Annotated in this window: 15 protein-coding genes; 11 read left to right on the top strand and 4 right to left on the bottom strand. The window is 29.0% G+C overall.

Features of this window, described 5'->3' with window-relative positions; translation table 11 throughout:
• Positions 1-14: 14 nt before the first annotated feature.
• From B2S02_RS07505 to B2S02_RS07475, 7 genes are all read left to right on the top strand, one after another.
• On the top strand, positions 15-992 hold the full coding sequence (locus tag B2S02_RS07505) for a D-2-hydroxyacid dehydrogenase (RefSeq protein ID WP_346847341.1): 978 nt from the start codon (positions 15-17) through the stop codon (positions 990-992).
• 61 nt (positions 993-1,053) lie between these two features.
• Entirely contained in the window at positions 1,054-2,250 is a 1,197-nt protein-coding gene (locus B2S02_RS07500) for an alanyl-tRNA editing protein (protein ID WP_346847342.1), read from the top strand.
• Positions 2,251-2,401: 151 nt separating this feature from the next.
• Positions 2,402-2,854, top strand: coding sequence for a L,D-transpeptidase (locus B2S02_RS07495; RefSeq protein ID WP_346847432.1), 453 nt, complete (start codon positions 2,402-2,404; stop codon positions 2,852-2,854).
• Positions 2,855-3,399: 545 nt separating this feature from the next.
• Positions 3,400-4,113: an ABC transporter ATP-binding protein gene (locus B2S02_RS07490; protein ID WP_346847343.1), complete on the top strand. Its 714-nt coding sequence runs from the start codon at positions 3,400-3,402 to the stop codon at positions 4,111-4,113.
• The gene (locus B2S02_RS07485; protein WP_346847344.1) at positions 4,106-5,752 is read left to right on the top strand and encodes an ABC transporter permease; all 1,647 of its coding nucleotides are present in this window, start codon (positions 4,106-4,108) and stop codon (positions 5,750-5,752) included. Before B2S02_RS07490 ends, B2S02_RS07485 begins: the two co-directional genes overlap by 8 nt.
• A gap of 15 nt (positions 5,753-5,767) precedes the next feature.
• Positions 5,768-6,154 carry a GntR family transcriptional regulator gene (locus B2S02_RS07480; protein ID WP_346920485.1) on the top strand — a complete coding sequence of 129 codons (387 nt, stop codon included), beginning with the start codon at positions 5,768-5,770 and terminating at the stop codon, positions 6,152-6,154.
• Between the two features lies 1 nt (position 6,155).
• A complete protein-coding gene (locus B2S02_RS07475; RefSeq protein ID WP_346877261.1) occupies positions 6,156-7,286 on the top strand; it encodes a DUF5808 domain-containing protein in 1,131 nt (376 codons plus the stop codon).
• 125 nt (positions 7,287-7,411) lie between these two features.
• Here the strand turns inward: B2S02_RS07475 and B2S02_RS07470 are convergent, their stop codons facing one another.
• Complete coding sequence (locus B2S02_RS07470) at positions 7,412-7,894, bottom strand: permease (protein WP_414632302.1); 483 nt, start codon at positions 7,892-7,894, stop codon at positions 7,412-7,414.
• 53 nt (positions 7,895-7,947) lie between these two features.
• Entirely contained in the window at positions 7,948-8,433 is a 486-nt protein-coding gene (locus B2S02_RS07465; RefSeq protein ID WP_346847348.1) for a permease, read from the bottom strand.
• A gap of 147 nt (positions 8,434-8,580) precedes the next feature.
• Between B2S02_RS07465 and B2S02_RS07460 the strand changes: the two genes are divergently transcribed.
• Complete coding sequence (locus B2S02_RS07460) at positions 8,581-9,195, top strand: DUF488 domain-containing protein (RefSeq protein WP_346847349.1); 615 nt, start codon at positions 8,581-8,583, stop codon at positions 9,193-9,195.
• Positions 9,196-9,302: 107 nt separating this feature from the next.
• Here the strand turns inward: B2S02_RS07460 and B2S02_RS07455 are convergent, their stop codons facing one another.
• Both B2S02_RS07455 and B2S02_RS07450 read right to left on the bottom strand, forming a co-directional pair.
• A complete protein-coding gene (locus tag B2S02_RS07455; protein WP_346847350.1) occupies positions 9,303-9,770 on the bottom strand; it encodes a DMT family transporter in 468 nt (155 codons plus the stop codon).
• Positions 9,771-9,828: 58 nt separating this feature from the next.
• Positions 9,829-10,254 carry a DMT family transporter gene (locus tag B2S02_RS07450; protein WP_346847351.1) on the bottom strand — a complete coding sequence of 142 codons (426 nt, stop codon included), beginning with the start codon at positions 10,252-10,254 and terminating at the stop codon, positions 9,829-9,831.
• Between the two features lie 141 nt (positions 10,255-10,395).
• Here B2S02_RS07450 and yeiL point away from each other — a divergent pair, with 141 nt between their 5' ends.
• The 3 genes from yeiL to B2S02_RS07435 all read left to right on the top strand — a co-directional run bounded on the left by yeiL (position 10,396) and on the right by B2S02_RS07435 (position 14,134).
• Positions 10,396-11,076, top strand: coding sequence for a transcriptional regulator YeiL (yeiL, locus tag B2S02_RS07445; protein ID WP_346847352.1), 681 nt, complete (start codon positions 10,396-10,398; stop codon positions 11,074-11,076).
• Positions 11,077-11,572: 496 nt separating this feature from the next.
• Positions 11,573-12,547, top strand: a complete 975-nt coding sequence (gene rsgA, locus B2S02_RS07440; protein ID WP_346879486.1) for a ribosome small subunit-dependent GTPase A — start codon at positions 11,573-11,575, stop codon at positions 12,545-12,547.
• Positions 12,548-12,760: 213 nt separating this feature from the next.
• Positions 12,761-14,134: an MATE family efflux transporter gene (locus B2S02_RS07435; RefSeq protein ID WP_346847354.1), complete on the top strand. Its 1,374-nt coding sequence runs from the start codon at positions 12,761-12,763 to the stop codon at positions 14,132-14,134.
• The last annotated feature ends 39 nt before the right edge of the window (positions 14,135-14,173 follow it).

The raw sequence follows: 14,173 nt of genomic DNA, 5'->3' as shown, positions 1-14,173 counted from the left end.
AGGAGTGATTAATTATGGAAAAAGAAATTAATGTAGTTGTGTTAATGCCTATGGACGATAGCCATAAAATTGATTTAATGTCAGTGGCACCTGGATCTAATTTTATATTTACTTCAGCTAAAGAGATAAATAGGGAGACTCTTCAAGATGCTCACATAATTATAGGTAATCCTCCATTAGATATGGTTAAAGGATGTAAAAACTTAAAGTGGTTACAACTTGATAGTGCAGGAGCTGATTTATTTGTAAAAGAAGGGGTGCTTCCAAGGGGAGTAAAACTAACTAATTCAACTGGAGCCTATGGACTCGCTATATCAGAACATATGATAGGTGTACTACTTTCTATATATAAAAAGTTATACCTTTATAGGGATAATCAAAATAATAGTCTTTGGAAGAATGAGGGTGAAGTTAAATCTATTTGTGAATGTACTGCTTTAGTTATTGGACTTGGTGATATTGGAGGAGACTTTGCCAAGAGAATAAAAGCTCTAGGTGGATATACTATAGGAGTAAGAAGAAGTGATACTAATAAACCTGAATATTTAGATGAATTATATCTTATGGATAAGGTTGATGAGTTATTGCCTAAAGCAGATGTGGTAGCATTAAGTTTACCAGAAACTAAGGAAACCTATAAATTATTCTCTAAAGATAAAATTTCTAAGATGAAAAAGGATTCTGTACTTATAAATGTAGGTAGAGGTACAGCTATAGATACTGAAGCACTTTGTGATGCTTTAGAAAGTGGGAAACTTTTAGGAGCAGCTTTAGATGTGACAGACCCTGAGCCATTGCCAAAGGATCATAGGATTTGGGGAATAAAAAATGCAATAATTACACCTCATGTTTCTGGAAATTATAATCTAAAGGAAACCCACCATCGTATAGTTAAAATTGCTGTTAATAATTTAGAACGCTTTATAAAGGGAGAGGAACTCAGGAATGTAGTTAACTTATCTACAGGATATAGAGATTTAAAGACAAAGTAATATTTAAATTAAGGCTAAAGTTAGAACTTTAGTTATACATTGGTTAAAGGAGAGAGATACAATGGAGAAGCTTTATTATAAAGATCAATATATTAAAGAATTTGTAGCTGAATTAGAGAAGGTAGAAGAGAAAGATGGGAAGTTTCATGTGGTTTTAGATAAAACAGCTTTTTTCCCAGGAGGTGGAGGTCAATTTTGTGATCTAGGATTTATAGAAAATGAACCAGTAATAGATGTTTACGAAGAAGAAGGAATTATATATCATGTTCTTAATAAAAAGCCTATAAAGCTTCATAAATTAAAGTGCTCTATAGATTGGGAAAGAAGAAGGGATGGCATGGATCAACACCTCGGACAGCACGTTTTATCAGGGTGTTTTTATAAAATATTTAATGCAAATACAGTGGGTTTTCATATGGGAAGAGAAATATGTACTGTAGATATAGAGGGAATATTAGAAGAAGAAAAGATAAGAGAAGCTGAAAAGGCTGCAAATCTAATTATAGGAGATGATCTTCAAGTAGAATTTTTAGTGCCAGATAAAAAAGAGTTAAAGAAGATGGGATTAAGAAGAGCATTACCTAATACTAATGAAGAAATAAGAGTTGTTAAGATTTCAGATTTAGATATTAATGCATGTTGTGGAGTACATCCAAAGTCAACCTTAGAACTAAGAATGATTAAGGTAAGAAGATGGGAAAAACATAAAGGAGCAACGAGAATAGAATATGTAGCAGGGAAAAGAGCAATAGAAGATTCCTTTAGAAAAGATAAATTTACTACAAGGGTATGTAGATATTTAAATGCCAGTGAAGATGAGGCTATAAATGGCATAAAAAATATGAACGAAAATCTTAAAGCTGCTCTAGATAAAAATAAAAAGCTAAGTGAAGAAGTGGCTGCTTATGAAGTAAAGGACATGGTTGAAAAAGGGGAGAAAGTAGAAAATATAACTATAGTTAAAAAAGTTTATGATAATGAAGATATTAAATATGTAAATAAGGTAACTTCAAAGATTATTGAAAATAACAATACTATAGCATTAATGGCAATTAAAAATGGAGAAAGAGCAAACCTTATCTTTGCAGCATCAAAGGATTTTAAAGGAATATCTATGAATGAACTATTAAAAGATGCAATCACTTTAATTGATGGTAAAGGTGGAGGAAGTAGTCATCAAGCTCAAGGTGGTGGAAAGAATAATAACAACTTAGAGGGAGCTTTAGATTATGCTATAAATAAGATAAAAGGTAAATAGTATAAAATAGAAATTAGAATTAATGTTAATTCGCATTGGCATTTTATAATTGAGTACATAATATATGATTATATAGTATTATGGTGGAGTAATTATGAAATATGTAAAAGGTACATTAAGTTTAGTTAAATGTAAAGTAAACTCTATAAGAATGAGAATACAGGGGGTATATAGGAGTGACTATAATACAACAGCTACACAACTAGTAAATTCAAAAGAATTGAAAAGTGATACTGAATATTTAATATATGTAGAGCTTAATAAATTTAGGACTAATGTATTTAAAAAGAAGGGTAATCAGTGGTCTTTAGTAAAGTCTTATATATGTTCAATAGGAAAATCATCTACACCAACTATAAAAGGTACCTTTAAGGTCGGTATAAAAGGACCATACTTTGGAGTAGAGCATGGTTATAAATGCTATTATTATACACAAATCAAGGGAAATTACCTTTTTCATTCTATAATATATAATTTAAATGGAACAGTGAGAGATGGAAGATTAGGAATGAGGATTTCTGATGGATGTATAAGGCTTGCAAAGGAAAATGCAAAATGGATATATGATAATGTTCCAAAGGGAAGCACTATTTATATAGAATAGGTTAGGCATCTTCAAAAAATAAATAAGTCAGAATGATCGTCTATTTTATATTATCTGATGACTACCCGATCTAATACTCACATCTACTTCAAAGTGAGAGATGCCCCTAGCTAACGATTTCCCCTAAAGGACAACGAATTCTAAGTATCGAAAATACTGATACTAGGAGTTCAGTTAATAAGCTTCAGTGGGAGTAAAAACCCCCTCTGAAGCAAAGAAATCTGTTTATACTGCGTCAACAGAATGCTTAGATAGTGCTACTATATGCGGAACTTATTTCCTTGTCTAACTCAAAATATACTGCGCATCTTTGACTTATTATTTATTTTTAGATACCTTAATTAAAAGGGATTTTCACAAAATGAACTAAATCTTATATAAATGCGAAGCACTTTATAAAGATTAGCAATATTTTGTGAAAGCCCTTTTTTATTTAGAAAAACTATTAAAAGTAAGTTATGAAAAGATCTATTAGGCACTTGAATATTTGTTATATATGTTATATATTATATATAACAGATATAACAAATAAGGTGGTATGTAAAATGTTAAAGATAAATAATTTTTCAAAGTCTTATAGTGGTAGTAAAAAAGCTGTAGATAGTATATCTCTTGAAGTGAAACCAGGAGATATATTTGGATTTATTGGTCATAATGGTGCTGGAAAAACTACTACCATTAAAGCTGCAGTAGGAATTTTAGATTTTGAAGAAGGAGAAATTTTAATAAATGGTAATTCTATAAAGACTAGTCCAATAGAGTGTAAGAAGGATATAGCATATATTCCGGATAACCCGGATTTATATGATTCATTAACAGGTATACAATATTTGAATTTCATAGGAGATATTTTTAAGGTATCAAAGGAAGAAAGGGAGACACTTATAAAAAAGTATAGTGAAGCCTTTGAACTTACAAAATCTCTAGGAGATCTAATTTCATCCTATTCTCATGGGATGAAGCAAAAGTTAGCCCTTATATCAGCACTTATTCATAAGCCTAAATTACTAATTCTAGATGAACCTTTTGTTGGACTTGATCCTAAAGCAGCACATATTTTAAAAGGATTCATGAGAGAATTATGTAATGAAGGGGGAGCTATATTTTTCTCTACCCACGTACTGGAAGTTGCTGAAAAATTATGTGATAAGATAGCTATCATTAAAGGTGGAAAGATAGTAGCTTCAGGAGACACCAATAAAGTTAAAGGTGATGGTAGTCTAGAAGAAATATTTATGGAGTTGATTGACAATGAGTAATTTAAAAGTTCTATTAAAAAATAACATTAGGAATACTTGGGGAATAAATAAATTCCTAAAGGAAGAATCAAAGAGTGAAAAAGTAAAAAACATATCCATATTTTTAGCAATACTACTAGGCATATTTTCTATAGGTATGTTAATTGTAATGTATTCCTTGGCTATAGTAGAGCAATTGGGTCAGTATGGATATTTAAGTCTTATTTTGATGAGTGCAATGCTTCTTAGTACTATGTTTTCATTGTTTACATCTGTATACAAGGCTCAGGGTGTTCTTTTTTCATCAAGGGATTTTGAAACCTTAATGAGTTTACCTATAAAACCAGGTATAATCTTAGCTAGTAAGATGATTGAATTATTATTATTGAATTATTTATTTGTAGCACTAGTAACAATTCCACCAGCTATAGTTTATTTTATGAAATCAGGTACAAGTATTATATTTTTTATTTATTTATTCATAGGAATAATTTTTATTCCGCTTATACCTATAGTTATGGCAGCTATTATAGCCTTTGCTCTTAGCTATGTATCTTCAAGAATGAAACGTAAAACTTTAATTTTAAATATAGGAACCTTGATAGTTGTAGTTGTAGTAATGATAGGTTCATTTAAAATGGATAAGATTATAAATATAGTTATAGAGAACAGTACATCTATAATCCAAGGGATAAAAACTATTTATCCACCTTCTTATTACTTTACGGATGCTTTAGCTAATTTAAGCTTATTATCTATGACAAAATTTATTTTATGGTCTATAATTCCTTTCATAATATTTTTAATAATCTTTGCTAGAAGCTTTAAGTCAATAAATTTAAGGTTAGGAGAAACTTTTAAAAGATCTAATTATAAATTAACATCCTTAAAAACAAATACTTTAAGGGGAGCCTTAATAAAGAAAGAATTTAAGAGATATTTTTCATCTTCTGTATATGTTACAAATACAATAATAGGTATAGTTTTAGTAACGGTAGCAGCTGTATCATCTCTAGTTATGGGAGGAGATTTTCTCATAGATCAGATGGCACAATCTAGTGATTCAGACCTTCAGGTACTAGCACCACTATTAAAACAGGTAATGCAATTTGCACCACTTATAATATTATCCTTTGGTATAGGATTAACTTGCACTACAGGTTCATCTATATCAATTGAAGGAAGAAATTTGTGGATTTTAAAATCATCTCCACTAGAAGTTAAAGATATATTCATTGGTAAGATAGGAGTTAATATTCTTTTACTAATACCAACTATAGTAGTGGATTCAATTATGTTTGCCATAGCCTTTAAGTTAACCCTAATAAATTTTATGTGGACTATATTAATTCCTACACTATTAGCTATTTTAGTATCAGTTGGGGGCCTTTTGATTAACTTGTTTTTCCCTAAGTTAGACTGGACTTCAGAAGTACAGGTTGTAAAGCAAAGTTTAAGTTCTATGATAAGTATTCTTATGGGAGCAGTGCTTGTAGTTGTAGTGATTTTTATAACTATTGGAATTAACAAGGTATTTGCGATTACAAATATAAATTTATATCTAGGGGTTATAGCATTACTACTAGTACTTTTGATATTATTAGTATGTACAATATTGAAAACTAAGGGAGAAAAGTTGTTTAATAAACTAAGGAGTTAAATAGGAGATGAGATTTTGATTTTAAAAATAGACTTTGACTCAGATATACCTATATATGTCCAGATAAAGAATCAGGTAGTTGAAGGTATAGCAAGAGGGGAACTAGAAGAAGGCGAAGAACTTCCATCCGTTAGAGGGTTAGCTGATGATATTGGAGTGAATATGCATACAGTTAATAAAGTATATTCACTTTTAAAGGATGAAGGTTATATTAAAATAGATAGAAGAAAAGGAGCTTTTGTATCTCTTAGCTTAAAAAGCTCTAATGAGGAGTTTAGAGAAAGTTTAAATTATGAACTAGAGTATTATATGGCTGAATGCTTTAATAGAGGCATAAGTAAAGAAGATATAAAGAGCTATATTGACGCTATTTTTAGTGGATTTAAGAAGGAGGATAGCTAATATGGATAAATGGTTATTCTTAGTATTTATGAATTTTATGTTATTATTTATATTTTTAACTAGTTTTTTTGTGAACAAAACATCTAATAGTGGCATTTTCTTTGGAGTGAGATTTCCTAAGGAATATCAAGAAGAAAAGGAGCTAAAAGATATAGAAAAATCTTATAGAATAATTATTTCAATCATATTTTTTATTATGCTTTTAGGAGTAAATATTTTATTCTTTAATCTTGATAACTATAGTGAAAATACTTTAGGATTTATAATGGCAATACTTATTATAGGTAGTTTAATAATAAGCTTTATAGTATATATTCCATATTATAAAAAGGTTAAAACCTTAAAAAAGCATAGAGACTGGACTTATACTAAAAGAAATGTAGTAGTGGTAGAGACTACTCTAAGAAAGCCTAAAAAGGATGAAAAGATAAAACCTATAGACTCAAAATGGTTTTTATTATTATTTATCTTTCCTTTAGTAAGTATTTTAGTAACTATGTATAGATATGATGCATTACCTAAGGTGATGGAGATTCCTTATACTAGCTTTGGGGTGTTTAAAAAGGAGACTTTAAGAGGTCATTTTATAATATATCAATTTCCAATTGTTCAAATTTTTTTAACAGCATTATTATATGGAATAAACAAAGTGATTATTAATTCTAAGGTGGATTTAAATAGTGGAAGTATTGAGAAGGCCATTATTCGAAAGAGGAAGTTTAAAAAAATAGGGTCAATATTAATGATGGTAATGATACTACAAATGCTTATTATGTTTTCGTTAATTCAAGCATCTATATTATTTAACTTTGATCCTATGATAATTAACTATGTATTTATGGTAATTTTCATGATAACTATGATTATATTTATCATTATTTTTATCAAAATTGGTCAAGGTGGAAGAAATATCGAAACAAAAGGTGAAAAAGATGAGTTATATAAAGATGATGATGATAAATGGATACTAGGAAGCATTTATTATAATAAAAATGATCCAGCTTGGATGGTAGAGAAAAGATTGGGTGTAGGTTGGACAGTAAACTTTGCTCATCCAAAGTCTTGGATAGCTGTGGGAGGACTTATAGTATTTATAATAAGTAATATAATTATGTCTATATTGCTTACTTGATTGTATTGTGTATAAAAATTAAATCAGAATTAAAGGAGTTACTAAAATGTTAGAACTAAGTTTAATTTCAGTATAATGAAATTAAAACCTTAGTTGACTTAGTAACTCCTTAATTTTTATACTTCTTAAGTATCATAACGTAAATATAGATTATCTATATCTTCTTTTTTCATAAGCCCTTCAACTAAATAACCCATTATGATGACTCCAGGTATATCAATTACTAATCTAGATAGGGTAAAGGCATAACCTATAGCGGAAATTTCGAAGAGTAATGTAGAAATTTTAGTAACACACCAAGCATTCATAAAAATAATAATATTACTAAATTTAACTCCTTTTTTTAAAAGCACTGCAGTAAAAGGAAATGCAGCATACATGGGGCCAGCAGCTATAGAGCCAATAAGAATAGCAATTAAAACACCAGTAAATCCGGAGTTCTTCCCCATATATTTCATTAATACTTCTTTTGGAACCCACACATCAATAAGGCCAAGAAGAATCATAATAGGTGGAAGTACAGATAACATCTGAATAAAGCTAGATTGAGCATTAATAAAGCTTTTAGTTCCTAAGTCCCAATTAAAGACGAATACTAAGATAAGTATTAATAAACTTAAAAGGAAAAAGGAATACCTTTTTAGAAAGTTAAGTAGTCTAATCAAAATAAAGTCACCACCTTTCCAATAAAGAAAGCTACTACAAAGGAAAAGACAAAGGCTATAAAATTTCTAAGAAAGGCAGCTTTTTTACCTATATATTTTGACTCTAAGCTATATGTCATGATACCAACCATGGTTAGAGTAGAAATTAAAGCTCCCACTTGTGGATAACCCGCTCCACTTTCAAGTAGTGTATTACCTAATGAAAAGGCTACAAAAGTTGGCATCATAGTTATGGAACCAGTAATAGAAGAAATAATAACTCCTAAAAATCCAGAATTAGAACCCATTAATTTTGATATGGTAGCTGCATCTACTATAGCAAGGAGAATTCCTACAGTGATAATGATACCTAAAAATTGAGGCATTATGTTTTCAAAGGATTTAAGGGAAATTTTTAGAGCCTTAATAGTTTTCTTCTTATCTTTGATTAAAGAAATAAGAAGTAGCACTAAAGCTAAAGTGTATAGAATAACACCTGTCATAACATCACTTCCAATAACTCTATAAAATCATATTATGCTCATAAATTTGTGAGGTTACATAATTATAGTATAATAAGTATTATCAAGGGTATGAAAAGAGAGGAGTGATGAATAATATAGATTATACTAATAAAGGAAGAAAAGATTATGCAAATATTTACAATAGGACATTCTAATTATACTGTAGAGAAGTTAATTCATATGCTAAGACATTATAACATTGACTGTGTAGTAGATATTAGAGGAACTCCTTATTCAAAGTATAATATTCAATTTGACAAGGAAACAATAAGGGAAACTTTGAAGAAGGAAGGCTTTATTTATATCTATATGGCTAAAGAGTTAGCTGCTAAGAGAGAAAATAGGATATCCTATTATGATGAAGGGTATTCAGATTTCGAGAAGGTAGTATATGAAGAGGATTTTATAAAAGGTATTCAAAGGCTAAAGGATGGCTGTGAAAAAGGATATAGAATAGCATTATTAGGTGCGATGCAAGATCCTATAAGATGTCATAGAAGCATCTTAGTGGGAAGAGCTTTAAGAGATCATGGATTCACTGTAGGACATATATTAGACGATTATTCTCTAGCTTCTCAGGAAGATATGGAAAGAAATCTATTAGATAAATATTTTAGTGATAGAGATCAAGTTACTATAGATACTATCCTTGGAACTGCACCTACAGAGAAAGAATTAATAGAAGAAGGATATCGATTAGCCAATAAAGAAATCGGATATCGGATTGAGCATTTAAAATAAAAGGATATCTATAAAATAATTCAAGTCCAGGCGTAAGTAATCTTTATTTTAATTACTTATACTTGGACTTATTATTATTGATGAATAATTTGAATGTATTCATTTGACTATGCTTTGAGAATTTCACTTTCATCACAAGTAGTGTCATTTTTATCTACTATAAGATTATAGGCCAACCCTATAAGAACTAAAATACCTCCAATAATTTTTCCTGTAGATGCTTTACCTAAGGTGATATAGTCAATTACTATACCCATAAATAATTGCCCAATAAATATAAAGAGAGTTAGATAAAAAGAAGATATTCTCGGAGTCATGTAATTTGAAATAACTATGGTTATAACTCCTAGGAGTCCTCCTAAATATGCTAAGAAGGGTATTGTGCTAAAGCTACTAAAGGTTGAAGGAAAGGTTTCTTTGCTGAATAAAAGAAATACTACTGAGAAAAACAGTCCAACTACATAGTTAAAAAAGGTTCCTTGAAATATACCGATTTTCTCTGCTAATTTAGAATTTATAGTTCTACCTATAACAATAGTTACACCAGCTAAAATAGAAATTATAATATATATCATTATTTATCTTTAATAAGGTTATAGAATAAATAATCTTATTAAAGTTCACCTCCTATCATTATTTAAAAATAGTCATAATTACGATACCTATAATCATAATTGATAAACCTATGAACTTCTTACCGTTAAATTTAATCTTTTTCATTCCAAGTAATCCATAGTTATCAATGATAATAGAAGAAATTGCTTGACCAAGTAATCCTAGAGAAATGCTTAAAGAAGCACCAAGAGCCATAAAACTTATATTACTAAAAAGCACTGTAAATACTCCAACGGCTCCAGCACTGTACCATAAAATAGGAATACCTTTTTGAATTTTTAATTTTGACTTAGTAGCAAATAATACAGTAATAATAGTAATTAAACCTACTATGTGAATGAGTACACTGGAAGAATAATTACCAATAGTCCCTGATAAGGTTCCATTAAACACAAGCATTACTGAAATTAATGCACCTATAAATATAGAAATAAAAATATTCATGACAATCCCCCTTTTAGTTACATATTGAATTTATCATAAAGCAGTTGAGAAGTATTATGACATATGTCATAGTTGTATTAAGAAAGTATTTAAGATGAGAAATAATTTTAATAAGTAATTTATATGATTTAGGAGATAAATATGAAGAAAATAAATAACTCAGAACTTATGAACACATATATAAATAAATACAATATTAATGATATCTTTACCAGTGATATGAGAGAATATATGGAATTATTTCACTTTAAGAGAAATGAATTTTTATGTAAAGAAGATGAGCCTATAGATTATTTATTCTTTTTTGTAGAAGGGAAGGCTAAAGTATATATTAGTTTAAAAAATGGTAAATCGCTTTTAATATGTTTTTATTATCCACTTATGGTACTAGGGGATTTAGAGCTAGTTAATTTTACAATGGCAACTACAAATATGGAAGTTATAGAAGAGGCCTATTGTATTGGCTTATCTTTTAAAAAGGTAAGAGAAAAACTACTTAATGATGCTAAATTTCTAAGATTTATTTGTAGTTCATTAGGCAATAAAATGGACACAGTTTCTAGGAATGGATCAATTAATTTACTATATCCACTGGAAAACAGATTAGCTAGCTATATAATGGCAACAAGGGAAGAAGGAAATAGAGTTGTATTTAATGAAACATTAACAGAAATTGCTGAGTTGCTAGGAACTAGCTATAGACATCTATTAAGGACTATAAATAATTTAATAAATAGGGAAGTATTAAAAAAAGACAATTACGGATATGAAATTATTAATGAAGAAATACTTAGAAGTTTAGCCGTGGATTTATATAAATAGATAATAAAGATGGACATATAAGCATTTTAAATTATATAAAATCCTAAAAATGAAAAATATTTATAGAAATTTGTCATTTAATTATTTACAAATATGTATATTTGATGTATGCTTAATATATGTATTGATATTATAAATATATAAATCAAATTTGAAAGGAGTTGTTGTATTATGATGAACAGAGAAAGATTAATATTAGATGAAGTATATACAGCCGCTCCAAATTTAAGATTTAAATGTTAGTTTCAGTGGATTAATATTAACAATTATATTCAGTTTAAAACCTTAGAAGTATAATAATATTATAATCCTAATTTTATAACTATATTTAATTTGAACTTATGCCTTGGAGTAGCCTAATCCAAGGTTTTTTTGTATGCAAAAATAAAGTTTTTTAACCAATAAGGTTATTATAAAAAAGCTAAAGGGCATAAGTTCAACGTCTTATTAAATGAAAATAAATTAAAGTATAAAGTTAGAAAGAGGGATTATATAGTTGAGAGAAAATAATATAAATGAATATTCAATAGGAAGAGTGTATGCTCAGCATAGAAATTTATACAAGATAATAACTGAAAAGGGAGAAATATCAGCTACCCTATCGGGGAAGTTACAATATGAATTAATTAATAAAAAGGACTATCCAGTTGTAGGGGATTGGGTTAATTATGAAGAGCTTGGTTATGGAGAAGGAATAATACATCAGATTCAAGAAAGAAAAACGCTTATTTGTAGAAAGGTAGCAGGAGTAAAAAGTGAAGAACAGGCTTTAGCTGCAAATATAGATAAGATTTTTATAACAATGTCTTTAAATAATAATTTTAACCTAAGAAGATTAGAAAGATATATTAATATAGCATGGGATAGTGGTGCTACACCTGTTATCTTATTAACTAAATTAGATTTATGTGAGGATTTAGAAGATAAATTATTATCCTTAGATCAGGTGGCATTAGGTATAGATAAGATAAGTGTAAGTTCTTTAACTGGTGAAGGTGTAGAGGTAGTAAGGAATATTATAAAAAGCGATGATACTGTAGTTTTTATTGGATCTTCAGGGGTTGGAAAATCTACTATAATAAATAAATTATTAGAAAAAGAAGTACAAATTACTAAGGAAGTTGATGAATATGACAAAGGAAGGCATACTACAACCCATAGAGAGTTGTTTGTGTTGCCAACAGGGGGAGCTATAATAGACACTCCAGGAATGAGAGAACTTCAGCTAAGTCAGGGAGACGTAGAAGCCACCTTTAAGGATATAGAAGATCTTGCATTGAAGTGTCACTTTTCAGATTGTAAGCATAAAAGTGAACCTAAATGTGCTGTTCAACAAGCCATTGAAAGAGGAGAATTATCTAAGGAGAGATTTATAAGTTATGAAAAAATAAAAAAAGAAATAGCTAATGAAGAAAAACGTAGAAAGGCTAAAGAGAGAATAAATGAAAGAAAAGCTAGAATAAGAAGATAGATGAAAATATGTATTTTGGAAGTTGATGAAATTTTCTAAGAGCATAAATAATTTTATTAATATATTCATAATAAAGAAATTTGCATTAATATATTTATTATTCTAAAATAACCATACATACCATGCACATTTGTAGAAATATGTATGGTTATTTTATATGTGAAATATGGTATAATTATTTTATTAAATTGGATTAATACGGAGAATATTTATATGAAAATAACTACAGATAAGAAATTTTACAGATTACTTTTTAGTATATCAGTACCCATAGCTATACAGAACTTAATTACTTTTGCAGTAAGTATGATAGATACCTTAATGGTAGGATCTTTAGGCGAAGTCCAATTATCATCAGTAGCTTTAGCAAATAATTTATTTTTTATTTTGATGATTCTACTTTTTGGACTAGCTAGTGGATCAAATATTATGATATCTCAATATTGGGGGAAGAAAGATGTAAATTCTATTCATAAGATACTTGCAATTATGTATAGAGTTTGTACTGTTATAATAATTATATTTATAGCCATAGCAGCACTATTACCAACACAGTTCATGAGTATATTTTCTAATGATATAGCTGTTATACAAGGTGGGGCTAGCTATCTTAGAATAGTCTGCATAGGATACATATTCTATGGTTTAACAAACTGTACAATAATGATGCTTCGTTCTGTAAAAACGGTAAAAATTTCAATGTTAGTATATAGTGTGTCATTGTTGGTAAATGCTTTTTTTAACTGGATATTTATTTTTGGAAAATTTGGATTCCCAGCATTAGGCATAAGAGGAGCAGCTATTGCTACCGTTATGGCAAGAATCACAGAATTTATAATAGTTATAATATTTATGATTTATTTTGAGAAGAAGATAAAATTACGACCTAAGCATCTATTAAAGGTGGATAAGGTTATATTAAAGGATTATGTATCTACATGTACACCAGTATTATTTAATGAATTGCTTTGGTCTACAGGCTCCTCTATGATTTCAGTTATTGTAGCAAAAATGGGAACAAGTACAGTAGCAGCTAATAGTATAAATGGAGTTGCACAACAATTTGTAACAGTGTTTATATTTGGATTATCTAATGCTGCAGCTGTTATTATTGGTAATACCATAGGTGAAGGTAAAAAGAATAAAGCCATGGAATATGCCTTTACAATAGGTGTATTTAGTGTAATTACAGGGCTTATTGCCAGCGGAATAATATATGTTATTAAGCCCGTAATAGTAAACTTCTACAATGTTCCACAAAGCACAAAATTAATTGCTATGGAAATCATGAGTGTAACCTCTATTATTGTTATATTCCAAGCTTTAGGAAGTAATATGATGATGGGAGTTCTAAGAGGTGGAGGAGACGCAAGATTTGTATTATTAAATGATATTATATTTATGTGGTGTGTAGCTATTCCAGGAGGATTCATAGCAGTAGATATATTAGGGTTACCAATAGTAGCTGTATTTTTTATAATTAGGTGTGATGAGATAATAAAATCTTTGGTTAGTATAGTAAGAGTAAGTAGTGGGAAATGGGTAAGAGATGTTACTAGAGATTTTGCCATAGAAGAAGAGGAATAATTAATACCTTATAACATAATAAAAATAGGGGGTTATGAA

Origin of the sequence: Clostridium sp. UBA7339 (assembly GCF_002470865.1) — a bacterium.
Classification (GTDB): domain Bacteria; phylum Bacillota; class Clostridia; order Clostridiales; family Clostridiaceae; genus Clostridium_J; species Clostridium_J sulfidigenes.
This window is presented reverse-complemented; position numbering and strand designations above follow the sequence as displayed.

What these genes read in the sequence shown, in the direction of transcription:
- B2S02_RS07465 (WP_346847348.1), bottom strand. Translation starts at nt 8,433, where the DNA reads ATGACAGGTGTTATTCTATACACTTTAGCTTTAGTGCTACTTCTTATT.
- B2S02_RS07460 (WP_346847349.1), top strand. Translation starts at nt 8,581, where the DNA reads ATGCAAATATTTACAATAGGACATTCTAATTATACTGTAGAGAAGTTA.
- B2S02_RS07450 (WP_346847351.1), bottom strand. Translation starts at nt 10,254, where the DNA reads ATGAATATTTTTATTTCTATATTTATAGGTGCATTAATTTCAGTAATG.
- B2S02_RS07500 (WP_346847342.1), top strand. Translation starts at nt 1,054, where the DNA reads ATGGAGAAGCTTTATTATAAAGATCAATATATTAAAGAATTTGTAGCT.
- B2S02_RS07495 (WP_346847432.1), top strand. Translation starts at nt 2,402, where the DNA reads ATGAGAATACAGGGGGTATATAGGAGTGACTATAATACAACAGCTACA.
- B2S02_RS07455 (WP_346847350.1), bottom strand. Translation starts at nt 9,770, where the DNA reads ATGATATATATTATAATTTCTATTTTAGCTGGTGTAACTATTGTTATA.
- yeiL (WP_346847352.1), top strand. Translation starts at nt 10,396, where the DNA reads ATGAAGAAAATAAATAACTCAGAACTTATGAACACATATATAAATAAA.
- B2S02_RS07505 (WP_346847341.1), top strand. Translation starts at nt 15, where the DNA reads ATGGAAAAAGAAATTAATGTAGTTGTGTTAATGCCTATGGACGATAGC.
- B2S02_RS07435 (WP_346847354.1), top strand. Translation starts at nt 12,761, where the DNA reads ATGAAAATAACTACAGATAAGAAATTTTACAGATTACTTTTTAGTATA.
- B2S02_RS07490 (WP_346847343.1), top strand. Translation starts at nt 3,400, where the DNA reads ATGTTAAAGATAAATAATTTTTCAAAGTCTTATAGTGGTAGTAAAAAA.
- B2S02_RS07485 (WP_346847344.1), top strand. Translation starts at nt 4,106, where the DNA reads ATGAGTAATTTAAAAGTTCTATTAAAAAATAACATTAGGAATACTTGG.
- B2S02_RS07475 (WP_346877261.1), top strand. Translation starts at nt 6,156, where the DNA reads ATGGATAAATGGTTATTCTTAGTATTTATGAATTTTATGTTATTATTT.